Annotated in this window: 24 protein-coding genes; 18 read left to right on the top strand and 6 right to left on the bottom strand. The window is 35.8% G+C overall.

What is annotated here, in order from left to right:
- The 18 genes from A5882_RS19930 to A5882_RS18435 form a co-directional block, all read left to right on the top strand.
- Positions 1–859, top strand: an 859-nt coding sequence (locus A5882_RS19930; protein ID WP_176462060.1) for a hypothetical protein, incomplete at its 5' end; no start/stop codon positions are given.
- A gap of 88 nt (positions 860–947) precedes the next feature.
- Positions 948–6,287 carry a hypothetical protein gene (locus tag A5882_RS18515; protein WP_086373414.1) on the top strand — a complete coding sequence of 1,780 codons (5,340 nt, stop codon included), beginning with the start codon at positions 948–950 and terminating at the stop codon, positions 6,285–6,287.
- An 18-nt stretch (positions 6,288–6,305) separates the two neighbouring features.
- The gene (locus A5882_RS18510) at positions 6,306–8,561 is read left to right on the top strand and encodes a DUF859 family phage minor structural protein (RefSeq protein ID WP_086373413.1); all 2,256 of its coding nucleotides are present in this window, start codon (positions 6,306–6,308) and stop codon (positions 8,559–8,561) included.
- A gap of 3 nt (positions 8,562–8,564) precedes the next feature.
- Entirely contained in the window at positions 8,565–8,969 is a 405-nt protein-coding gene (locus A5882_RS18505; RefSeq protein WP_086373412.1) for a hypothetical protein, read from the top strand.
- A 2-nt stretch (positions 8,970–8,971) separates the two neighbouring features.
- On the top strand, positions 8,972–9,238 hold the full coding sequence (locus tag A5882_RS18500) for a hypothetical protein (protein ID WP_086373411.1): 267 nt from the start codon (positions 8,972–8,974) through the stop codon (positions 9,236–9,238).
- Positions 9,210–9,446, top strand: a complete 237-nt coding sequence (locus A5882_RS18495; RefSeq protein WP_086373410.1) for a hypothetical protein — start codon at positions 9,210–9,212, stop codon at positions 9,444–9,446. The genes A5882_RS18500 and A5882_RS18495 overlap by 29 nt, the downstream gene beginning before the upstream one ends.
- 46 nt (positions 9,447–9,492) lie before the next feature.
- Entirely contained in the window at positions 9,493–9,744 is a 252-nt protein-coding gene (locus tag A5882_RS18490; RefSeq protein ID WP_086373409.1) for a hypothetical protein, read from the top strand.
- Positions 9,745–10,169: 425 nt separating this feature from the next.
- Positions 10,170–10,943: a hypothetical protein gene (locus A5882_RS18485; protein WP_086373408.1), complete on the top strand. Its 774-nt coding sequence runs from the start codon at positions 10,170–10,172 to the stop codon at positions 10,941–10,943.
- Entirely contained in the window at positions 10,943–11,914 is a 972-nt protein-coding gene (locus tag A5882_RS18480) for a hypothetical protein (protein WP_086373407.1), read from the top strand. The genes A5882_RS18485 and A5882_RS18480 overlap by 1 nt, the downstream gene beginning before the upstream one ends.
- Positions 11,914–13,200 carry a hypothetical protein gene (locus A5882_RS18475; RefSeq protein WP_086373406.1) on the top strand — a complete coding sequence of 429 codons (1,287 nt, stop codon included), beginning with the start codon at positions 11,914–11,916 and terminating at the stop codon, positions 13,198–13,200. The genes A5882_RS18480 and A5882_RS18475 overlap by 1 nt, the downstream gene beginning before the upstream one ends.
- Before the next feature lie 10 nt (positions 13,201–13,210).
- Positions 13,211–15,007: a hypothetical protein gene (locus A5882_RS18470; RefSeq protein ID WP_086373405.1), complete on the top strand. Its 1,797-nt coding sequence runs from the start codon at positions 13,211–13,213 to the stop codon at positions 15,005–15,007.
- Positions 15,004–17,103 carry a hypothetical protein gene (locus tag A5882_RS18465; RefSeq protein ID WP_086373404.1) on the top strand — a complete coding sequence of 700 codons (2,100 nt, stop codon included), beginning with the start codon at positions 15,004–15,006 and terminating at the stop codon, positions 17,101–17,103. The genes A5882_RS18470 and A5882_RS18465 overlap by 4 nt, the downstream gene beginning before the upstream one ends.
- Entirely contained in the window at positions 17,103–17,912 is an 810-nt protein-coding gene (locus tag A5882_RS18460; RefSeq protein WP_086373403.1) for a hypothetical protein, read from the top strand. Before A5882_RS18465 ends, A5882_RS18460 begins: the two co-directional genes overlap by 1 nt.
- 3 nt (positions 17,913–17,915) lie before the next feature.
- A complete protein-coding gene (locus tag A5882_RS18455; RefSeq protein ID WP_086373402.1) occupies positions 17,916–19,166 on the top strand; it encodes a hypothetical protein in 1,251 nt (416 codons plus the stop codon).
- A gap of 17 nt (positions 19,167–19,183) precedes the next feature.
- A complete protein-coding gene (locus tag A5882_RS18450; RefSeq protein ID WP_086373401.1) occupies positions 19,184–19,657 on the top strand; it encodes a hypothetical protein in 474 nt (157 codons plus the stop codon).
- Complete coding sequence (locus A5882_RS18445) at positions 19,641–20,168, top strand: hypothetical protein (protein ID WP_086373400.1); 528 nt, start codon at positions 19,641–19,643, stop codon at positions 20,166–20,168. The genes A5882_RS18450 and A5882_RS18445 overlap by 17 nt, the downstream gene beginning before the upstream one ends.
- A gap of 28 nt (positions 20,169–20,196) precedes the next feature.
- On the top strand, positions 20,197–21,249 hold the full coding sequence (locus A5882_RS18440; protein ID WP_086373399.1) for an N-acetylmuramoyl-L-alanine amidase: 1,053 nt from the start codon (positions 20,197–20,199) through the stop codon (positions 21,247–21,249).
- Positions 21,250–21,269: 20 nt separating this feature from the next.
- A complete protein-coding gene (locus A5882_RS18435) occupies positions 21,270–21,614 on the top strand; it encodes a hypothetical protein (RefSeq protein WP_086373398.1) in 345 nt (114 codons plus the stop codon).
- Between the two features lie 41 nt (positions 21,615–21,655).
- On the opposite strand, the gene A5882_RS18430 is transcribed toward A5882_RS18435, so the two are convergent.
- Genes A5882_RS18430 through A5882_RS18405 form a run of 6 tightly spaced genes read right to left on the bottom strand, consistent with a single transcriptional unit; the run spans position 21,656 to position 24,945 of the window.
- The gene (locus tag A5882_RS18430) at positions 21,656–22,030 is read right to left on the bottom strand and encodes a hypothetical protein (RefSeq protein WP_086373397.1); all 375 of its coding nucleotides are present in this window, start codon (positions 22,028–22,030) and stop codon (positions 21,656–21,658) included.
- Positions 22,031–22,040: 10 nt separating this feature from the next.
- Positions 22,041–22,847, bottom strand: coding sequence for a hypothetical protein (locus tag A5882_RS18425; RefSeq protein WP_086373396.1), 807 nt, complete (start codon positions 22,845–22,847; stop codon positions 22,041–22,043).
- A 44-nt stretch (positions 22,848–22,891) separates the two neighbouring features.
- Positions 22,892–23,542, bottom strand: a complete 651-nt coding sequence (locus A5882_RS18420; protein ID WP_086373395.1) for a hypothetical protein — start codon at positions 23,540–23,542, stop codon at positions 22,892–22,894.
- 52 nt (positions 23,543–23,594) lie between these two features.
- A complete protein-coding gene (locus tag A5882_RS18415; RefSeq protein WP_176462059.1) occupies positions 23,595–24,365 on the bottom strand; it encodes an N-6 DNA methylase in 771 nt (256 codons plus the stop codon).
- A 44-nt stretch (positions 24,366–24,409) separates the two neighbouring features.
- A complete protein-coding gene (locus tag A5882_RS18410; RefSeq protein WP_086373393.1) occupies positions 24,410–24,679 on the bottom strand; it encodes a hypothetical protein in 270 nt (89 codons plus the stop codon).
- Positions 24,676–24,945, bottom strand: a complete 270-nt coding sequence (locus tag A5882_RS18405; RefSeq protein ID WP_086373392.1) for a hypothetical protein — start codon at positions 24,943–24,945, stop codon at positions 24,676–24,678. The genes A5882_RS18410 and A5882_RS18405 overlap by 4 nt, the downstream gene beginning before the upstream one ends.
- Positions 24,946–24,992: the final 47 nt, after the last annotated feature.

Here is a 24,992-nt window from a genome sequence, read left to right as displayed (position 1 = left end):
CAATGAAACTACAATGATTAACGGTAGTAATGTTACTACAGGCCGAATTGATGCAAAGTATATCAAGATAGGTTCCGGAACCAAGTTTGGCGAAGGAGAAATTATAACTTTGTCTGATGAAGGTATATTAGTTGCTGCTAAAACTGGCGAAGTAACAATTGATGGAGATGGTATCTCTATCAAAGGTGGAGCCTTTAATTTACTTAATGAGGGGAAAGTCAAAATTACAGGTACTGATGGTTTATCTGTATGGTCCCCTAGAAATACAATTATGGTCAATCCTACTCTAGGTATTTTAATCAGAAGAAATATTGATAATGAAACAATCTTTAATACGGATTTAGAGGGGAACGTCTTTGTAAAAGGTCGTATTGAAGTTACTGAATCTAATTCTATTTATAATAAGACTGAAACAGATAGTAAAATTGACGAAGTTAATAAGTCTCTTGAGGAAGCGCAAAGAAGTTTGACTACTCTCGCTGAAAAAACGAGTGTAAGTATTGGTATGAAAATGGGGTATTCAACCTTCAACACCGTAAACTCTAACTGTATATATTTCTGTGGGCTTCAAATTAACGGAGAAACTTATATAGAAGAACTTCATGATATAAACGGAAGGTTAAGAAGTTGGGACTCAAGTGTTAGTATTGAGGTGCCTAAACAAAAACTTGATTTAACAAATTCTCCTAAAGTAAAAGGATACATAGTATACGATAATACAAAAGAGAAAATTTATTTTATCTATTTAAATGATTCAGAAAAATGGATTGCTCACAATTTAGGACAACCGAATGACAAGCTAGAGTTTATCTTTAATGAGTCCACGTTTGTTATAGGAGATTTAGATTTAAGGACATAGTAATCTGTGTCCTTTTTTCGTTTTTCTAATTGACTAACACTATCAGAATGCTTAAGTTTCTGGCAGAAAGTTAGAAAGCGGGTGTGCCATGAAAGCCAAAATATATGGCATTTCAAAAACTGTTGTAGATATTCTTAACGAAGAAAGAATCGATATCGTCCTATCAACTGAAAATGGTCGCACTGTTATTGATGGCGGAAGAATTCTGACAAATAGTGTGACAGCCGGGGCGATTGCAGCAAATTCAATTCTCGCCAGACACATTGTTTCGGATTCTATAACAGGAGACAAGATTCTAGCAGGAGAAATTACTGTAGACCACCTAAAAGCTGGAACAATATTGCTTCCCGATACAGAATATGGCGGAGTCATAATTTCAACGAGAGGTTTAACATTAGATTCCCTGACAAACACGATAGTAATAAATTCTCATGAGGGAATGCGGATTACCAACAAAAAGTCTGCAATAGACATCCTTAGTATTAACCCTGAGACAGGAGATATCAGCCTAAATGTATCTTCATTAAATATTCAGACAGTTCCAGTAGCAACTACTTCTGATGTTACTAACCTAGAAATTAAAGTAGAATCCAAAGTTAATGCAGATGAAATTATAGCATCATTCAACTTATCTAAGGAAACAGCAAAATTATCTGCAGCTAGAATAGATTTGAACGGACATGTTACTTTTTCTTCTTTTGATGATGCCACGGTTAACAGTTTGAATGAAACAGCAGAGAAAGCTTCCAGTGCAAACTCAACAGTGTCTGAATGGAAGACTACAGGAAAAACAACAATCGATGGTGGGAAAATAGAAGCAGACTCTATAACTGGGAATAAAATTAAGGCAAGGTCCATCACAGCTGAACACTTAATAGCTACAGCTATTCTTTTACCAGATACCAGTTATGGAGGAGTCAAGATTACTACAACTGGTTTAGTTGCAGAATCGACTGTATCTAAGATTTATTTAGACTCTACAAACGGGTTTAAAATTACGAATAAGAAAAATAATACAGACGTGTTCTCTGTTAACCCTTCGACTGGTGATATTTCAATGAATGTTTCAAGTATGACTATTGGAGCATCGAAAACACAAGTAGCGACTAGAGATGATGTCAATAATGCGATTACGACAAACACATCTTATACCGATTCAAAATTTAAAATAGCTAATGACAGTATTAGTCTACAAGTAAAAGAAAGTGTAGATTCATCTTTAGGGAAAATAGCTATAAGTGGTCGAAATATTTGGGCTACCTCAAAAACAGTAAGTGGGTATGTTGAGACAACAACTGGAGCGGTAGTATCTAGTACCGCTCAACATAGAATTATTCCAGAACTTTTTGAAATCAAAGCAGATACCAAACTAATTTATCAGGTTTGGAATGCAAATAGAATCGTAAACTCAGTGAATTCCAATAGAGTGGCGTTTTTTAATTCAAATCAGCAATTTATTTCTAATGTTGTACTTCCATTTTTGGATGGTTCAAATTACCAAGTTAAAATAATTGATATTCCAGCAACGGCGGCCTATGTCCGACTAGGTGCCATTGTAGCTGCTACCCCAACCCAAGACCCTGGAATAAAGATTAAGTATGAATTTGCAACCATGCCTACCGATTGGTCGCAAGCACCAGAAGATGTAGACAAAGCTATTGAAAATTCAACTATTACGGCAAAATCTTATACCGATTCACAATTAACAATTAAAGCAGATGAAATTACAGCAGGAGTGTCTAGTCTAAGAGAAACTTCAACAGCATTAGGGATTAACTACTTCTTAAATTCTGACATTGAAAGAACTTCAAAAAGCGAGTTTTTAAATAACCCTTCTTGGGATATGGCTCCATTGATAGATAAGCATGGAATGGACAAGTACTATACAGTATCTTTTGAATTAAAATCTCAGATTGCTGGACCAATTAATGTCTATTCTCAAAACGGGAGTGCAACAAAGTACCAAATTGGTTCAAAGACTATTAGTGCTACGACCGAATATGTAAGATATTCTTATAGTTTCAGACCAATGCCAGGCTCAACTACAGACCCGAAAGCTCTGTTAGCATTTTATGGGACATATGACTCAGGCCGAATTCCTTCTGTAAAAAATATAAAGTTTGAATTAGGTAATGCAGCAACTATCTACACAAAAGCACCAGAGGATAATGATGCAAAAATAAGCGATGCCATTCTAACTGCAAAATCGTATTCTGATTCACAGTTAAGGTTGAAAGCAGATGAAATAAATTTAGGAGTCAGGGGACTAACTACTTCGGTAGCGAATGTCCAAACAGATATAGCTAGAATAGTTAACATGTTTCAAGACCCTACCTTCTCAAAACAGTCACCAAAACCTGTTGCGGAAGCCGGGATAACAGTAACATACGATTCAGGTGGAATGGTCCTAAACAATACTGGAACTGTAAAATCAAGAGCCTATTGGATTCTCTCTCCATACTCTTTAGCTGCTAATAAAACATATACTGTTAAAGCTAATGTAAACAGTGGCGGTAGCGGAACGATTGAGATGGGAACGCAAGGTGGCGAAAACATCTCAAGTGAAACAGTTAATCAGAATCCATTCTGGATGGATGGAACCATTCGTGTAAAAACTAATACAGCTTTTTGTATTTATGTTGAACCTGGAAAAGCGGTAAGACTAAGAGAGTTATATATCTATGAAGGTACAGGCGTAGCTAATAGTGACATAGCTAATGCGATTACAACAGCGAATACATATTCCGATGCCCAGCTAAAAATAAAATCCGATGAGATTAATCTTAATGTTTCTAGAAAAGTAGAGCAGTCTGCAATTGACGCTTCAATTTTATTGGACAAGACAATAAAAGATACAAGAAGTGTAAATCAAAGCCCTCAGTGGTACCAAACTACTTATCCAAAACAAAAAGTCGAGGAATTTAAGACATTAGCTATTCTAGGATTGAATACTTTGACAACTGGAAGTTATTGTAAACTTGAAACTGATGTTCCATGGAACGATGCTTCTGGAGGAAAGATAAATCAGACAGCTTTTTGTGACATAGCTAATTACCAACGATTTTCTACGAGTACTACAACATGGAGTGCATGGGTAAAAATTGCAGACCAAGCAGATATCACGACAGCTTTAAGCACTGCTAAGTCTTATACAGATGCTCAATTAAGTATAAAAGCAGATGAAATAAGTCTTGGAGTCGTATCTTCCATCAACAATTTATCAACGAGTAATCGAAATCTGCTCGGTAATACTGGTGATTTTTCTGCAGGACTTCAAGCTGCAGGGATATTGACGGATGAAGTCTTTTTAAATGGTAATGCTGTATTCAAAAATGCGGCGCATAATTCGGCTTACAAAGACCCTTATGCGAGAAGACTAACAGTGATTACGGACAAACCAAAGTATGTTTTAAGTTTCTACGCAAAATCATCAGTTAATGGACAGGCGATGGCTTGTTACTTTTATAGTCCAAATACTACAAGCTTTGCAGAAACCTCACAAGGTAAAACATCTACGAATGCTGATGGAACAATACAATTTAACCTAACTACAACATGGCAAAGATATTGGGTGAGGTGGACTCAATCTCAACCAGCTACTCCTAAAACAGTAATTATAGGAAGAACATTTGCATCTGCATCTACAGCTTCGGGAGATGTGTTTATCAGCTCGCCTATGTTAGTCGAAGGAACGATACCAACCGAATGGGCGGCGGCTCCAGAAGATAGTAAATTGAATGTTGCTTATTCCAATAGTTCGGATGGAAGTGTTGATTTTACAAGAACTATTCCAAACGATAACTTATTGACCGGTACCGCATTTACTTCAGCAAAAGATTGGATAGCGATGTGGAATGCTGGTGGGGGAACATTTACATCTACAGCTGACGGAAAGAAAATTGCAGCGATTGGAGCACCACAAACCGGTATCGGTCAAAAATTAGGATTCGAACCTTCTGCAGGAGAAGTATATACAATCAGCTTCCAATTTCGTGGTACTGGTTCAGCCACACCATATTTTATTATGAGTGGTGGAGCCAACCTCACATTCGGAACAGTGAATGCAACTTCAACTACAACTTGGCAAACCTATACTCAAAGACTGACATTCCCGTCTCGAAGCGAAACAGTTAATTATTTTGGGATATTAACAAATAATACCCAATGGATTGAGGTTAAAAAACGGTCAATTAAGCTAGAACGTTCTACTACTCCTTCGATTTATACCCCATCACCTTCTGAAGACCAACCAACTGGAAAAATGAAATATATCGGGTACTCACCAATTAATAGTAACAATTATGCTGACTACAATTGGAATCCAAATCCCTCAGGTATCGTACAAAAAGCGTACTCAGATAGTGAAGACGGCACCCTCCATTTCACTAAAGTCTATCCAAATGAAAATATCCTTACAGGTACGAGTGAAATTTATCAATCATATAGTCTAACTAACTGGGGAGATTATGTTGACCCTAAAACAAATGGGCGAGCTTTATCTGTTACTCCTGGAGATACATATACTGGTACTGTTTACCTCAAAGCATCTGATGCGGATGTCAGGATTTTGTGTAGAACATTTGTAAATGCAGACGGGACAGGCACGTATACCGACCACTTCGGGAATACTATTCCTGCTAATACAGAGGGTTATTCTACAGTATCATTTACGGTTCCAGCGAGCCGTCAATCTCTAAATGTCATTGCAGTTCGAAGCAATTCAGCTACGACTCCAACTAATACAGTTCAATACAAAGAATTGAAGTTGGAAGAAGGTTTATCTAGAACAATTTATACCCCTTCTCCTGTAGATGACCCAGTCCAAGCAGAAATGCAATTTGTAGGAACTTCGTTAGTAGGTGGAAATAATCCAACTGATTACAACTGGGTTCCAAATGCAGCACCTCTGGCTCAATTTAACGAGACACTAATGAAATTAACTCCAGAAGGAATTTTTGCTTCTGTTTCTCAGTCCACACAGTTCTCAGATTGGAAAGAAACCATAGAATCTAAACCCGATAAAGAATCAGTAGATGCATTGACTGACAAAATTAGTGGTTTAGAAGAAGCTTCAGACATTATCAATACCAAAATTTCAGAAGTTACTCTTGATGCCGGCAATTTCCAGATTGATATTACTGATAAACTTTCTGATGCGACTGGAGTAATCGCTGATGTAACTAAGTATATGACGTTTGATAATAACTTTTTGACCATTGGCGAAAAACAAAATAAATTCAAAATCAATATTACCAATACAGATATGAAATTCTTACAAGATAACGTCGCAATAGCAACTATTACCGGGAATTTACTACAAATTGATACAGCGGAAATTTCTTCTTCTATCAAAGTAGGAAATCATAAAATCGAGAAATTCAAAGGTGAAGAGTTAATCACGGTAGTAAGATATGACGGCAATGCTTAAAGGAAGGAATTAATATTAATGGCACTTTCAGGAAGTAGTTCAACAACCTTCACGAATAATAGTGCTTTTACAATTGAGTTATCGTGGACAGCCACACAAAATGTAGCGAACAATACATCGAGTGTGACTGCCACCCTCAAATTGAAAGCCAATAAATATTATAGTGAAGCAAGCGGGTGGTATAACAAAACCGCCGTTATCAATATAAATGGAACAAGTGAATCAAAATCAGTTAATGTCAATATCTCTCCGGGAGATGCACCTAAAACATTATTCACCAAAACTGTAACGGTGGGGCACAATGCTGATGGTACTAAATCATTCAATATAACTGCATCGGTTGACTATACAGGTATTCAGTGGCATGGAGGAAAGCTAGGAAAGGTAACAACAAGTGGGTCTTATTCGTTAAACACTATTCCTAGAGCGACGACCCCAGCCGTCTCTCCCTCAACTTGTAATATGGATAGTGCATTTACTATCAGTTTACCTAGAGCTTCAAGTGCCTTTACTCATACCGTCACAATGCTTTTTGGTAACAAAAATGTGACCATATCTACAGCTGCTACAACCTCAGTTACCTATACCCCTAAATCATCAGACTTTGCTTCGCAAATCCCTAAAGCAATGACCGGAAGAGGAACAATAACAGTAGTAACAAAGAATGGTAGTACAACAATAGGTACCAAACAAATTCCGATTAGTTTAATGATTCCCTCATCTATAAAGCCATCTATAGGTAGTATTTCTGTAGCTGACCTTAACGCTACTGTAAATACAGTATTAGGAGCTTCAGTGTATCTCCAATACTTGAGCCAAATAAAGTTCACTGTAAATTCACCAACAGCCAGTTTAGGTAGTACGGTATCTCAAACATCTTTAAACTTTAATGGACAATCTTGGAATACATCTACAGCCACGGCATCAAATATTAGCAAAACCGGGTCCTTGACGTGTACTGCTACTGTAATAGACGGGAGGGGATTAATTGCTACGAAATCTGTCGCTGTGACAATTACAGCCTATAGTTCACCAGATATAACTACAGCAACAATTTTACGAGATGAAGATGGGTTCGGGTCCCAGTTGATAGTAAGTAGAGCAGGTAAATTTTCTTCATTTTCTGGAAAAAACACATTATCAATCGAGTTCCAGTATAAGACTTCAAAGAGTGATACAGCCTGGACCACTTATGCAGGACTGACCAAGACGGCTTATAGTAACACAGCTGGCACGTTTAGCTTTCTTAATGAGAAAACTGTGAACTCCGTTTATTCGTTTTCAAAACTGACTTCCTATCCATGGCAAATAGTAGTTAGAGATTCCCTAAATCAAACTACCATTTCAGGAGGAATGATAACAACTTCAGAAGTGGCAATGTCTTGGGGAAAGAATGGTGTAGGAATAGGTAAAATATGGGAGCAAGGTTCTCTAGACCTCGCTAACGATATTTATATTGGTGGGTATGCGAGAATTTTAGCGAGTGAAGCTTCAGGTTCTAGTGGAAACACGGATATAGAGGCTGCACCAGGCAAAAATATCTCATTAGGTGCTCGAAGCACTGGGTTTGTAAATTTTTATAGACCTACAGTTTTCAAAGGAGAAGCAGATTTTCAAGGGAATGCAATTATCGTGCCACGTATAAGGGTCCATCCAACATGGACAACATGGCAATTAAATGAAAAACTCGAAAATGGTTTACATCGAATAATGTTGAATCAAAATCCCAGTATTGTTTTTGAACATAACAACACAAAAACGGCGAACTTTGGTATAGGAACTGATAATAGCCCCCGTATTTGGGCTGGACGTGGACTCTACGACCGGACGTATTCTGATGCTGTAAATATGTTTGTAACTAGCCAAGGAACAATAGGGCGTTCCACCTCAGCTTCTAAGTATAAACTGTCGATAGCGGACATTGTAGATGCAGACCAACTCTCATCTAATTTACTCACTGTTAAACCAAAATCTTGGTTTGATAAACGACAAATTGAAGAACTTGCCGATGAGATGACAGAAGGTGTGACTAAATCTGAGGATTCATTAGTTGCTAAAAAGTATTTTGGTTTAATAGCAGAGGACCTACAGGATGCAGGGCTTCATGATTATCTCTCTTACAATGATGAAACTGGAGAAATTGAAGGTATAGCCTACGACCGATTATGGACACTTCTCATACCAAGTATTAGAAAACATGAAGAACATTTAGCAGAACAAAAATCAATAAATTTAGACTTGCAAAGACAAATCAAGGAACTACAGGGGGAATAATCAATGAATGAAATCCTTATTAATACTAACTCTCGTCTTGATGACGGTACTTATAAAATTACCTTTACAGTTACTTATCCAGATAAAACGTATGTAAAAGGAGAAATTAATTGTACAGAAGCTCAGGTAGCAACGATGAGAATTATTGACATGAAAAAAGCTATTATAGAAAAGACGAAATTTAACTTTACAAATGAAATTCAAGAGCTTGTAATTAATTCGAACTCAAGACAACCAGCTGGTAATTACAAAATTTCATTCATATCAAAGTTTGAAGATAAGACTCATATTGATGGGCATGTATTTATCAGTGAAAGTGACTTTTCGTCTATGACTTTGATTGATATGAAAGCCATAATCAAAAAGAATGTTCTTGAGAATTTCTATAAAGGAATCGAGGAGAGCTAATATTGGACAAACAGATAAATTCTGAGAAGGCATTTCAAGCATACAATGCTGAAATTGGTTCTTTAGCAAATCAGATTGTTTTGTTAAAAGCACAAGAGCTTCAATATCAAGAAGAAATTGAGAATTGGTCAAGCCAAGTACAACATATGTCTCAAGAAAACAATGATTTACAAATACAAGTTTCAGATTTACAAAGACAAATTCACGAACTAACTATTGCACGAGAAGGAGAAGTAGTCTATGAAAACGAGCAAATTCACGGTCAATAATCTACAGTTTAACTATTCAGGAGATAGTGACGAAGTATCTAACATTAATGTCTTTTTCAATTGTCGGATTTTAGATAATCAAATTGAAACCGGGCATTTCGATGGACAAGTGCTTTTGACTCCAGAAGAAGTTAAGAGCTTTGCTGTTGGCGATTTAGCAAAAGCCGTAATAGAAAACATTTCTAGAAACGTTCTTACAGCTGCATAGCCTACAGTTCAATTTTCGGGGAAGAATCCCCTTTGGAGGAAAATAAATGAACGTAAAATTAATCTTACATTCCACTGACTTTAACTATGATTTAAACACTGATGAACTTATTAGTGTTGCTGCCGGGTTCCAATGTGATATTCGATATGATGGATTAAATCTCAGTGTTATGTCTGGAACTATTCAGCTAACAAAAGAAGAATCTGAAACATATAATCCGTTAAATTTGAAACAGTTGGTAGCAGATAAAATTATCAAATCGTTAGAGCCAATTGCTAAACCAGTAGTTGATAAATAGGTCGCAAATTATCTTCGGCCAGATGAAAGCAATTGACATAACCTATTAGACTGGTTAATTTTTCAAAGAGGCTTCTCTCCGGAGAGCCTCTATTTATTTGCCCAGGAGGGGATACTTATTCCTAGATACAGTCGATTTCAATACGGTATAAAACAATACGGAAAATATGAATCTAAATCTGGCGAAATAAAAAGAGCGATGCTCTTATCTGGAAGAATTGGAGTACGAAGTGGAGACAAGCTAGTTTACATTTACTCACATTCGCCAGTTACATTGAATAAGAAGATAAACAAACTAAGACTAAGTGATAATTGTGGCTCGTATATTTATATGAATTCAATCTCCATTAAGGGAGACTTAGACAAAGTAAGAGTCAGAACCAATATTTTTGACGATAAAATAATTTCTGTGAAAGGGTGGGATTAATGGCCTATTTTGATGACTATTTGAGAACTTTACCTTCAGTTGATGCAAGAGAAATCATGAAAGTAATCAACGAAAATCAGGAAACGATGATAATTCAAAATCTAACTGAAGAAGAGTTCAAACGTTTAATTGACAATGTAGCAAAAAAAGAATCTCCGCAATCTAAAGCAGTAAAACTGAGTGAAAAAATTACTGCAGAACAATTTAATGAGTTTTATTCAAATGTTCAAATAGATTTAATCCATTTGTTTCTGGAGCAAAATCAACTAGAAGGTTTATCTCAAAATTACGAACGAATTTTTGAAGGTAATCTCGAAGATATAAAAAATCATTTGGATAAGCTAAAACAAAAAGTTGCTCAGTTAGATATGCAAAAGGAAGGGGAAGAGGGGCTGGTAGTAAGCTCATACAATTTCGACCCTAACCAAGAAGCAAAATATATAGAAACGGATGTTGCACAAGTATCTTCACAGTTATGGGCAGACAGAGATGGGATGATTCTTACTCCTGCTTCAGTATCAAGAACTTTTCACCATTATTATGCAAGATTATCGGAAACAGTTCGGACAAATTTACTAGAAGATGAAGAGGGGAATAGAACAGCTACAGTAAAAATCTTGTATCAGTCTCCATATACAATTCAAAATAATACTGATAGTTATGAGATTGAAAACATTATTGATGGAAATAATCAAAGTTTTTGGTATTCAGTGGCATTGAAACCAAACAATTCTGTAGATGATGTATCAATAAATCCCGAGGTGATTAATTAATGGCGACAGATAAATTTAACTATATTGAAAAAGCATATTCCATTTCTAAAGCCGACTATTTCGAACCTTGGAAAATCGAGTATTCTCATCCTTTAGATGTAAATAAAAAGGTAACTGTTTATCTTGAAAACATTTATTACGCTGCAGGCAGTACATTTAAGGATTACCCAGTTATTACTGCAGGGAAAGAATTAGCGTACATACTCGACGATATATTTATTCGTTTAGTAGACCATTATCCTTATCAATGGCCATTAGAAGGACAAAAAATTGACCCAAACGGCTATGATTTTAAGACCGACTTTAATTCCTCTGGAATAACTACGGGGATTGAAATCGTACAGTCAGCACAAACTATCGTTTGGGAAAAGTGTAATATTTCAAACCCTTCCCCTGTATACGAAACGGATTTAACTAAAGAAGAGAAAGTAAGTGGCTCGTTTCTCACTAAGTTCTCTATTCTCTTAGGAAAAGCTGGGCCGATTTCTTCTATCGCACTTAATTTGCATACGACTAAACCTATGCAGCTGCTTTCCCTGGTTTACGAGTCAGATACTACGACCTATCAAAATGCGAAAAAGATTAACCTTGACCACGTTAATGTATATCAAGATAGCTATTCTATGGCTATTAAATTAGCCGTTCCCATTTTTGCACGTCGACTTACTTTTGTTTTAGCTCAAAATAATGCCATACAAAATTCCTATCAGACTATAAATTACTTATCAGAAGCTGTGTTATACGGTGTGAACCTTGATTCAGAAAAGGAGGAAGATACAACTATTTCTCAACAATGGGGAACAGCTGAAAAGGTTAATTCGTTACTTGTTGATAAACAAAATTTTAGTCAGACTATAACATCAACCTACAACCCAAATGTTCAATCTAAACAAACAACAGCCTATTCAGGTTCAGTCGCAGATGTTGTTGCAATTCATAACGGACAAGTAGCTACTAAGGAGGTATTTTAATGGCAACTAAATCTGTACAAGATTTATTTAAATCAACAAATACGAATTCTGGGAAGCTTACAGCTGACAAACCTGCTAATTCTCAGTCTACTTTATCAGATGTTGCAGTAAATGGTGGGGCGTTACTATTTAATACTGATACATCAACAGTTAATCCTTCAATTCAAACACCTGGCAAAGCAGCAGATGTGTCTAGCATGTCTACGGGTAACGGAGAAAATGTAACAGCAACCAATATGTTTGAGTATATGATGGGGATTAAAGAAGTAGCATTAGAGTATCAAAATTTTGCTGAAAGACAGGCTCTAGTAACTAAACCAATAGAGGTAGTAGGCAATGTTAAAGAAATAGAACTAGTAACGAATGAGAATCATCCTGTGTTTGATAGTGTAGGAGGCGTTGCTTCAACTAGACAAACATCTATCGAATATTACATTTCTTATAAAGATAACCCGAGTCAAGGCGATTGGATTTCAATTCTACCTCAAGGACAGATTAATGTTGTTGGAGAAAGATTATTTTTTAATGGAATTCAAGCTATTCTGAGATTTCCAAGCGAGGTACAAACTATTAAGTTGTACAAAAATGGGATAGCTTTATCAAAAGATGAATTCGTTATTATTAATTCCTCCACTGTCTCTCTAAAAAATATGTCTCCTCATCATATTTATACAGCGGATTATAAACCTGACGTTACTAAGCGTAATCCATGGACCATTGCTCTTGACGACTTCAAATCAGACGTAAGAAGAGCAAAAGAGACTTTTGAAGGTACTGCTTATAACAAGACAATTCAACTGTCATACTATCCATATATTGACTACGAGATGATTAACAGTATGGAGGATTACAATCCAAACACTAGTGAATACCAGCCGATTTCTGTAAAACTAATTGATGGGAGTATAGCAGGTCCTAGAAATACACGTCTACAAACTGTTTTCCCATTTTCTGAAACAGAAAAAACTTACACCTATAATAAGACCTTATACAAAGATAAAAGCTGGTCAGAAATGAAAGATTACTCACTGGACCCAGATGACCTTTACACAGCTTTTGATTACTATCAATGGAAGAATAAGGTTGTATTTACTGAAACTTTTAACGCAGCTCAGATAGCAGAAAACCATCAACACACTCATGGAAATGCGACAATTGAAATCGAATATGATTACTTAGCTACTAACTTTAGAATGAAAGCAATATTAAGACGGAATTCTTCATCGGAGATAGCTGCAACACCAGAGTTACTAAATTACTCTATAAAATTTAAGACCGTGAAATAGGGGTGGGAGTATGGCAGAAGCAAAATTTAATCTTCGCTCTACAATACACGATAACCAGTTAGCTTATATAGTTGAGAAAGCAAAGAAAGACTTACAAACTAGTGTAGATGAAGAAGATTTAAGACTACTAATAGAAGAGTACTATCAAGATTACATAAAGAATATTGGTTCTCCCTTATATAAGCGAAAGCTTGTAGATAGACACCAAGTTCCATTCGTCGAAGATTTTATTGAAACAATGGATACAATATCGGCTGATGTAAATATTATGTATAAAGAACATGATAATACTAGTAAATTCATTACAGATACTTACAACTATATGCATTCGGAGAAGAAGAGATTACTTTCTGAGATTAGTGGACTGAATAGTCTTGTGGGCGATTTGAATCTAATTTCAAATGAACAAAATATTACGAATTTGTACTTCAAAGAAAGTTTTGAGAATCCAAAGAGCCAGGATTCTGATTTTCAACTAGATGGTATATCATCTGCTCAAGTATCTTCTACAGAAGGAGTCCTGACATTAGCTAGAAGCAAGACAGAGAACATATCTGAAAATGCAAGGATTGCTTCTTTGGAAGGAAATGGGGAGGCGGGGACAGGCCACATCGCTAGACGTATTCAAATTACCGATGAGAACGGCTCTAAGAGCAGCCAATACATATTTCTTAATAGTAACGCTACCGTAAGCAATGATGCGCCAGACGTGCTCTTAGACAATCGTAGCGACACTATATTTGAATACCAAATGGTTAATGTTCCTACTGACTTTATAAATCAGAATAAAAGATATGATTTTGAGTGGATTAAAGGAAACAAAATGGGAACCAGACTACGACTCAAAGTTGTTGTGGAACTAGACAAAGTGCAAACTATAAACTGGATTAACGTAAATCCATACTATCCTGCAAATTCTACTAACAGAGTTAACGTCTACTCAATAAGAACTTCAAAAGATGGATTTGAGTATGAGGGACTTTTTGAAAAAGATAATTTTGTTATCGATAAAGACTTGAATGAAACACCAGAAACTTACAAGGTTGAAGACCTTTTTGATAATTCAAATAACGCCGCTGACGCAAAATTCACAGGTCAGGGAGTATGGGGATTTAAAGCCAGAGAAGCACGCTTCGTTGAATTTGTTTTTGACCAAACAGAAAGTTATACGGAGACTATTGGCCAAGAGGTATATAAGGTCCGTACAAAGAATCAAGAATATTGGACACAAATTCCTAAGGTTGAAGAATTAAAAGATGAACCAACAGGAGAGTATTCTCGTTCACTAAATGGTGAGTCTGTCGTTTACAAAAAGGAGATTGTTGCCACAGACCAAGGTTGGAGACATGTAATCGCCTTGCGAGATATCAATATAATGAGTTACCGTTTTGAACCCAAATCCTCATTTGTTTCTCAAAAGTACGAGATTGATGGTGAGATTGCTAAAGTGATGCTTTATGCCAATGAAAAAATCCCTTCAGAGTATATGAAAATAATTTCTGAATCGAATGATTGGATTAAGTATGAAGTTTCCTTTGATGATGTAAATTGGCACCGAATTAGTCCGATGCATCAGGAACCGGTTGACGATAAGTTCCCTCCTAAGATATATGAACTAAATGCGAATGAAGTTGATTTAGCAAGTTCATTTCAAATACATAAGAAGCTATTAAAAACGGAAGAAAAACCAAATAGCGTAAGATTCAGAGTTTCGCTTAGCAGGCCTGATGGTATTGATTATGAAACGACAACTCCAATACTAGAAGATGTTGCGCTACGTATTGTTAAGAAGGAGGATGTTCTATGAGTATTCACAATAAAAGATTGAATCAAATCACAGAGGGAATACTCCAAGATTCCTTACAAAGAGGTATTTTACCAGACTCTAAGGAGTTTATCTGGAGATTGAATATGGCGATGAGGGACCAAAAACTCAGTCAGCCAAAATACAAATTTAAACCTTATCGAACAACAGAAATTATTTCCTCAGGACGTATAAACAAAGATAATAACTCAATACATGATGATTTAAGTATTTTGTACGACAACATTATTGATGTTCACAAACTATTAAACAAATACCAAAGTAATTTTGAAGTTGAAAAAGAAAAATTGGCTACAGAAATTTCGTCGATAGAAAACGAACTTAAACAAAAAATTATGTCATATAACTCTAGTGGGTATCTTGCCTATGCTTACGACACTTTTGATGAATTATCCAAAGTAGACAAAAAGGTTTCTTCAGATATATTCGTTGATACAAAAGAAAAACAAGTTCGTTTAGTGGAGGAAAAAAACACCTCTTCAAGAATCTATCCTGATGCCAAAACACAATTTTCAATCGCTGAATCTATTCTTGACAAGAAGGATGCAGTTCTAACAGGAAGTTTACAAGATGTTTTAAAGGATAATTCAGATACGGTTTGGCAGAAACAATACATACTGAAAGAGAACCGCTCACTAACTGGACTTGTAGAAATTCAATTCGATAAATCTTATACAGTTAATAAAATAGACATTGATTTCATGAGTATAAAGCGATTTTTCGCAAAAGTAGAATTTACAAATGATGGATATTCTTGGTATGAGATTCCTTATAACCAAGAGAAAGTGGAAGTGAAAGACAGTTACTCAGTTCAATTTCCTTCTATGAATATGAAAGCCGTCAGAATAATCATGGATAAAATTGAATCTGATGAGATTCTTCCTGCAACAGATAGTTATAATTTCATGTATTTATTTGGTTTGAAAAAAGTTCAATTTTACAATAAGCAATATCCGAGTAAAGGGTTATTTCAAAGTGAACCATTGTCTTTAAAAAATGCTTCAGAAAACTATCGCATTGACAAGGTCAGATTAAGTGTAAATGAAGTTGTTCCAACAGGGACTTCAATAAGATATGAAGTAGCCTTACCTCAAGAGGATGATAACTATGACTGGCATCCATTAGACCCAATAGAAAGAATTAATCCAACTGAACCACAGACATTACAGTTTTCTAATATTAAAAGAAATGAGAGTTTAAAAATGTTCTTCCCTTCTGAATACTCAATTGTTCAGTCCGAAGCGGAAGGGTTAGTTACTAATGGCATACCTATTTATAGGCTTTCTACCAATACTGGAAATAAAGTAACTCAATACATTCCAGATAAAGCAATCATCGATGGTAGTTTAAAGCTATATACAGGACGTGATTCATGGGAGATATCATCGTTTCCAAGCAAAGATGTTGATAGCATTCCATCAATAGAAGACTGGAAGAAAGTACATGATGGAACTAAACTTAGATACTCTCTAATGAACAACTCAAAGTCTGGCGATGTTTTAAAAGGTTGGACTGACGAACAAACTGGTAAATATTTGTGTAAAGCCGGTTTTTACAACGAGAGTAACGACATAATTATCTCAACAGCTCCCATCTCTTCCGACCCATTTGCACTTTTTGTTAATGGAGATATCATCTTTGAAGGTTCTCCAGGAGAGAAAAAAACTGTAAACATTGCTTTTAAAACTGGCTGGAATGAAATAGCAATTTTTATCAATGGTAAGAATGCAACTTCAGCAGCAGGTATGAATTTTTCGTTAGGATTCAATCCTCAATCTTTAGCTACCTATTCGTATTCTTCCTCTAAACCCCTCCAAGAAATTCCTCTTTTCGACTTAAAATATAATACAAAACAAAATGACCATTCAGTATTTAGTACAAGAAAAACCTCGGAAGGAATTGAGATATTAACCAACTTCGCACTTCCTGGGCTTCCATTTGACCTTTATTATGATTACGCAGATGAACTGGCTTTAGATAAGGAACCAGCAATGCTAATAAGAGCTTATTTAGAACGAGAGAATGGCGAAAATATTCCCTCACCTGTTATAAAATCATATCGATTGGAGTTCAGCTAATGCCAAAAAATACCTCATTCACTAATAATAAACTACTAAGAAAGCATCGTCCGACAACTGAAAAAATCCATGCACCTTATAGAGGCGTTACTTCTAGAGAGGATTTCATAAACATTACTATGGGTATGAGCCATGACCTTTATTATGTGCAAAGGATTGGTGGTGAGAAGGAAGGAGAGAGGGGACAGGTTCAAAATGAGGAAGATAATTTTGACCTTGTTCTTTTTGGGGAAGGAACCAAAGCTACTACAAATATTGGTACCGCAGGCCACTACTGCAGCTTATCAGGCTTTGCTGGTATTTCCCAAAATATTTTAGATAGCGTATGGACAACGTCTAATGGAGTGGTTAAAACATCTGTAGACGGTGGAATTCAGGTGTCGTCAGACGGAAATCTGGACCCCGCTTTTATTTCTCAATCGGTGACTGTAAAGCCAGGAGATATTCTGTATATAAGATTAAAACTGAAGAAAATAAAAGGCAATTGTGATGCAGTCAAATTTGGAGTAGACGATATCAATCGGACAGGACCAGATTTAAAAACTGTAGTTTTTCCTTCTTCCGACTTCGTTTACGTAGACCACAAGATTTATTGTACTGAAAACCAAAAAATAAATTTGAGGATTTATCCTCATTATCAGCCCAAGAATTTGGAAGCAACAACAATTCAAATTCAAGAAGTCCTAATTAAGAATCTAGAGGAAACTTCAGTATCTTTACCAGGGCTAAATGTTGGAATTAAATCAAAAATAGATAGCTTAGAAGAATCAACCACTTTCTTAAAGTCATCTATTAAAGGAGGTAAGTAACTTTTGCAATTAGAAAGTACCAGAACGAGAAACCTTCATAAGGGTCCTAGCTCATCTAAAGAGTTCAATTCCAAAGTTACAAGTATACAAAAAGATATAGCTTCTTTGTTTGATGTGTTGAATTCAAATGAAATGAAGATAGAAACCAATATGGATATCGTTTTGAGAGAACATCACTTCTTTCAGAAAAAGCTATATGAACTCGAAATGAAAGTAAAAGAACTTCAAGACCGATACAATCTTGAGGGTTACAAGGCAAATGAAATGAGAGTTCTTCGTTCATTTTATGATACAAAGGGAATAAAGTTGAACGCCTCCATGCAACAGGCTTATATTGATTCTAATTATGGTATCGCTACGACATTTCCTACGAATATCACTTCAAAACTCAGCTACCAAACAGATTCAGGAGAAGTCTTCTTACCTCAAGGCTTGGAAGTCTATGCTAGAGAAACCAATGATACTGCTTCGCTTAACGGTGAAACTAAAGAGAGAGTTTATCAAGACGTATCTAGTGAAGGACTAGCTTCAATAGTAGATAGAAAAAAAGAAACTTATTGGATTAGAAACAGCACATTCAAGAAAGAGGAATGTGTAACAAAGGTTTTCGGAGAAATACATATCAAAGTACCAATACAGGGATTAAATAATCTCTATTCAAATGTCCTCACAATCACACCATATCCATTAGGCTCTATGACCATAGAAGATGTCTTCTATCGGGGATACGGAGACCAGTGGGCAAGACTTCAAAACTTTCCAACCAAACTAGTTAATGATATAGAAACACCTATTCCAATAGAAAATGCGGAGAATCTATTCTTTTCCTTTGAAAAAACAGAGATTACCGAACTACGTATCTTGTTTAGTCAACCCTATTGGTTTGAAAACAACAATGAGAGAGTATTTGCTTATGGTTTTCAGGGAATAGACCTTCAGTATCATCTTTATTCAGAAAAAGATACTCAATTTGTTTCAGAGTTATCAACTTCAAACCCCTCACAAAACTTCCAAATCATTCAGATGCCAGAAGCAATCCCAGCAGATGTATCTGAAACAGATTTAACTGACCTCGTAGAACACCATCTATATTATGATGAATCACTTTCAACAGAATTCGAATTTGGTTCAAACATAGTAGCTCCTTTAAATAAAGTTTATATCAAAACAATTCTAAGGAAACTCGGAGATAAAACTCCAGTAATCAAACAAATGGTTTTCCCTTACACCTTTAAAACAAACGACATTACTTAGAAAGGGGGAGGACCTTCTTGTATACGCTATTTGTAACCACTCCTGATTGGAAGGACGAACTATTAGCCCTTCTTACAGGATTGGTGGTATTCGTCTATGGACCGCCTCATGCTTGTCTCAATATTTTCATTGGTATTTTGTTGCTCGAGCTAGCAATGAATTACAACCTACACAAAAAATCTCCTCTAAAAACAACTTCTGAATTCATCCAATACACCATTTCAAAACTTGCTAGATACAGCGTTCTGATTTTCATCGGAAATGGATTCGACATCTTTCTGAATAATGCTCCAAGTACAAGAAATTATATGTTGTTTGCACTTTTTGTGATAGAGACAACTCAGATTTTTAGTCTAATTGCAGCAATGGGGCATTCTAAAGAAATTAATCTTATAAAGCTGATTTATTCCACAGTAATTAAGAAAAATCCTTTAGGCGAAATCTTAAAAGAAATCGGCGAAAAGGAGGATACAGATGAAAAAAACAAATAAAGGAAGCATCTTTTTTGTGGTCTTCCTATCATCAATAATCTTTTTAATTCAGGGTCTAGAAGTTATGTTTCTACCTTCAAATTCAAGTGATATGTTGGGACTTTCGGCACTACCAATCATTATAGGTATCTTTGCTGGAGGTCCGACTATCGGTATCCCTTTGTCAGTGATATGGACTGCTTCAGTAGTTTTCGTCACGCCGGGGATTCATACTCAGACATTTGTTTTATTAGGCGCAAGTCGTTTAATAATGGCGATGACTATTTGGTGGGCATATAGCTTCTTCAAAATCACCAAAGCCTCAAACTATAAATCAATCTTTTATTCCATATTATCGGGAGTCATTGCAAAGAGATTGTACTTCTATTTCTACTACAAACTTACAAACCACACAGAGCTCATTAATTTTCCTTCAGAGCTACTAACAATTTTATTTCAAACACTTTTTTACGGATTCTGCGTCCATGTAGTAATACAAGCGACGATTGAATATAGCCGGTCTATCCGGTGAAAATACATTTTTTTAAGGAGGACGACTCATGTCAGCAGTCAAAATTACATCTTCTCATGCAGGTCACGGAGGTACCGACCCAGGTGCCGTTTGGGGCAAGTATGGGGAACATATTATTGCTTCACAAATCAACAAAAAATGGCTAAGTATCACTGGCGGTGTTGATTGTTCTGTAGAGAATTCAACATCTATCAACGATAACTTGGCGAAGATTTCTGCCAAGGTGAATGCTGTATCGAAGTCAGGTAGCAATATCAATATCAGCCATCACTTGAATGCATCTGGTGGTGTCGGAACTGGGACCGAAGTTTGGTATTGGGAAGGCGATGCTGTTTCTAAGGCTTATGCAGCTGCGATTTCTAAAGCAATTGCAAATGCTTTAGGTATTCCTGACCGTGGTGCTAAAGCTACTAATAATTTTTATGTTCATCGCAATACAACTGGTCGCATGTTGTTAATTGAATGGTGCTTTATTGACCGTAAAGGTGACGTAGAATCATTGCTTAAGAACATGGACAAAGCAGTGGTTGCAGCAACTGCAGCTCTTGGCTATAATGCTAAAGCTCCTGCTCCAACAAAAGAACCTACACCTGTAAAAAAACCAGAGGCAAACAGCACTCCTGCAAAAGATTTTTCCAAACAGTACTTCACTGTAAACCCTAAAAAAGTTCGCTTGAAAACAGCCCAAGGGTTGAGAAAGTTAACTGACGTAGAGTTTACTGGTAATTCTACTTACGGTGGCAGTTATAAAGCAGGAACTGTATTCGCAATTACTGGTCTTAAGTATACAAAGGCAGGATGTCCTAGATTAATCACACAGTCAGGACATTTGCTTACTGCGAATAAAGCTGATGTTGAAGAGATTACAGTTGCTCCAGCCAAGAAAACTGGAAGTTACAAAATCAAGAGTGCCATCGGTGCCAACATTCGAAGCGCAGCTTCAAAAAATGCTCCAATCGTTGGTAGTTATCCTCAGGGTGCAACCTTTAATTATGACCAAACAGTAGTAGCTGACGGTTATACGTGGTACTCGTACATAGGTTCTCAAAGTAAAAAACGTGTATATGTCGCAGCTGTCTAATTCGAAAGGGGTATTTAAATATGGATTATGAAGTAATTGCAACAGCAGTAGTTTTTGCAGGGCTTATTGCTCTACTCGGTTTACGTTTTGTCAAAGGTAAAAAGGCAGGGGAGACTACTGGTAATACTGCAATTGATATTTTAACAATTGCGGCTCCTTTAATTGACCAAGCCATTGAGAGCGTGAATGCTGCAAAAGAAGATGGTGTTGTTACAGAAGAAGAAATGATTAAACTTGTTTCTAATCAGTTACATACACTAATGTTAGAAGCTCCATTGACTGATGGAGAAAAAGCTTTAATTACTCCAGCTTTGGTAGAATTTGCTACAAAACAGCTAATGAAGCCACTGTTGAACAAGAAATAGAAAAAAGAGAGAGCAGCCTTAATGGTTACTCTCTCTTTTATTTATTCTATTGATTGTATTACATAAACGGAAGGAGGTGTACTCTCCAAAGCTTTCCTAAAAGGGACAAATTCATATACTTCACCTTCGTAATAATATAAATCTCCAAATACGGGAGGTTTACTTGCTGTAGGGAAGGTACCATTGATTAGTGCTTCTGAATATTTGATAGAAGAAAAGTCCCACATTCCTTCGGTATCAAGGTTTACTTCTCTTGGAGTGCAAAAATCCGCATCAAGAGAAAACTCGTTATGATATAGTATCAATGCTTCTATCAGTGTGGGTGAGGCCACCCAATCACATTCATTTATTTGGAAGACTTTCATGTCCTCAAGTAATATAATATTTTTTCGGTCTGTAGAATGGACAATCTTCATTGATATGCTCCTAAATTTTAAAGAAAATTTTATTGAAAAAATTAAATAATAATAATCGATTGGACGGGTCAAAAGACATGTATTGTGGTTCGGTTGAAAATACTTCTGCATTTTTGTTGAATTCTTCTGATGGAGAATAATGATTAAACCATATCTCAAAAGCTCTAGCAAATACTTCTGTTGGTGTGGAATAATACTTCATTCTTGAAGGAGACAATGTCGAACCGTAGGTATTTAGAAGCACTTCTTTGTAGTTCTTAATAATTGGCCTGAAATCTTCTGACAACGAAATTGTGCCTTGCCCATAGTTGTAATCTAGATAATGCCCATATTCATGAATTAAACTAGTAGTATCTCTAACATCAACACAGATACAATTATGATAACTAAAATATATCCCAGAGGCGTTATGTTGACCCAGTTTTCTAAAACGAAGAACTGGGGGATTCGTAGTTCTAGGAAGATGTTTATAAACATCAATCCATTTTTCTTCGAGGTGTTTAAAAGTTGGACCATCTATAGAATTGTCGAGCTCAAGAAAAGTAAATCCGTTTTTGATAAAGCTATTATTATTCATAAGCGCTTGCTTCTCTTTGGAAATATTTCGTTTGGTCATAAATGCCTTTGCGTACTCGCCTTCTGATTCATTTTCATGCTCTTGGTTAAGTCGAAAATTTATTTCGTTCTCGTAAAGAGTTGTTAAGAAGATTCCAAGTGCTTGTTGGAACGGCAAATCAGTATAGTTGTGATATAACTTAGGATTTGAATCCATTTCCAAATAGAGTGCTAACTGTGTTGAGAAATTTGATGGGGCCATCGAATTAAATAGGTCATTTCTAGTTGCTGCTTTATATCTGTCTCTTATACACATCTAGATGTGTATAAGAGACAGTCTAAATAGAGTGCTAACTGTGTTGAGAAATTTGATGGGGCCATCGAATTAAATAGGTCATTTCTAGTTGCTGCTTGATATATTCTATATATAGCTGAAATTCTTTTTAAAGAAAGTATTCGTATAGTATTAATTTGTCTAATCAAACCATTTAAATTTGTTTTGATTGAAGTTTTAGATATATCAGAATGATAGTTTTCAGCTTTTTTGGGTAATATCTCACCATCAAAGAATGCAAAAGCATTTAAAACCTTCAAAAGAGGTCCGTTGGTTAAATTAAGTTGCTTGTACTCTTCAGTTAAAACAATACAACTAGATTTCAGATTATCTTTTTGATTCAATATAATCTGTTTGTCCTTTATCGGTAAACTGTACAAAGATTCTCTCCAGCTGAAATGTTCCCCATCAATTAACCCAACAGGTAACTGACCAGTACTGAGATTAAAAATTTGCATCGCATGTATCAACTCTTTGGAATCTAGTGTTTCAACATCTTTTTCAATAAATCGGATGAACTTTGCAATGATTATGGTATAGTTATCCTTCCCATAAACGATGTTAATTTTCCTTCGATTCTTTTTATTAAATCTTAACTCTTCAGACATAATTGAGTAAGCCATATTTTGCACTCCTTTTTGACTTTTTACAATCTAATCTAGGAGAATAAAAAAATCAACCCGTATAATTAAGGAAGCCAGATAGAAACTTCTTTAATTCTTCGAATTGATGTTCGTTTTCCTTTTCTATTTGTTTCTTTTTCCCATCGATAACGGAGTAGGGTAGTATCCACATTTCATTTTCTGAAAAAGCAGCTCCCTTTAATGTGTCGGAATGTATGACTGAACCTTCAAAACCCATCAAAGATAGCTGAACATATGTGCATTGAACCATGAACAAATCGATGTCGCTGCAAAAAACTTGTGTAATTGGTTGATAATTAATACCTTTTTTCAAGTAAGATTTTCCAATGCTAATTGCTAAACCACCAGTTCCACAAGCCGGGTCGTTGATGGTCTTAACCTCGCCCTCAGAATCGGATGCTATACTTATTTCATTCATTAAATCTGCAACGTTTCCAGGAGTCATAAACTGCCCAAGCCTTGAACTAAATCCGGATAGATTATTGATTAATTCTCCTAAGTAATCATAAGGACAATCCGAAAAAGATTTAATCAATTCGTTAAGGAAATCCTTATACAAGTTAGATATATTTTTAGGAGTAGCTTCTAAAATACTATTTAAACGCAGCAGTCTATTTCTTGTAACTTGTTCAAAACCGGGCAATTTTGTTTCATAATGAGGTGTAATGGTTGAACTAAAAAACAATGCAGAGACCTCTACTGCTTCTCTTAAAATATCTATCTCTCTTTTATGCGTAATTGAAGAAATGTCTTTGATAATCTGTAATAGAGCTTTTGTATTTTTTTCAATATTCTTTTCCATTGTATTCCTCCCAAAATAAAAAAGGAAGGGCATAACGCCCCTCCTTAAAATGGTAATAAATCTCTATTAATTAATTCTTCTCTGGCCATTTCTTTGTTAAAAAATCCTAGCAACAAACCACTTTGGTACCCGGATTCTAAAGCATCAAATAAATGTTCCGCAATTTTATAGGCCATTCGTTTATCAGCCTCTTCAAAATACATTAACGATTTATCGTCAAATGTGATGTAACATCCTCCGCCTTCTTTATTTTCATCGATTACCTTTATGCGGTCTGGAGCTAGCTTTGATATATTCGGAATATCATTATTCATTCTGTAATCTCCTTGATTTTCTCTTTCAAATAATTCTTTTTTTCTCTTTGATATAAATACTCTTTTTTGTTCAAGCTATTATCCCACGGCATGGAGTCGGATACAATAACATTTTTGAGTGTATTATTTTTACCTCCACCTTTGGGCATCTTTCTTTTTTTATATCTCAAATCCCTTAATGGCTCGTTTAAAAAAGCGTTCATTACTGACTGTGTAGCAGCGTAAGTTATCGTTCGGATAATCATCGGTAATATATTGTATGGCAAAGTTATTCAGCTCCTCACTAAAATAGCCCCCAGAATAAACTGAAGGC

Origin of the sequence: Enterococcus sp. 4E1_DIV0656, assembly GCF_002140695.1 — a bacterium.
Lineage (GTDB): Bacteria > Bacillota > Bacilli > Lactobacillales > Enterococcaceae > Enterococcus_D > Enterococcus_D entomosocium.
Note: the sequence above shows the minus strand (reverse complement) of the source record. Positions and strands in the feature narration are given on the sequence as shown.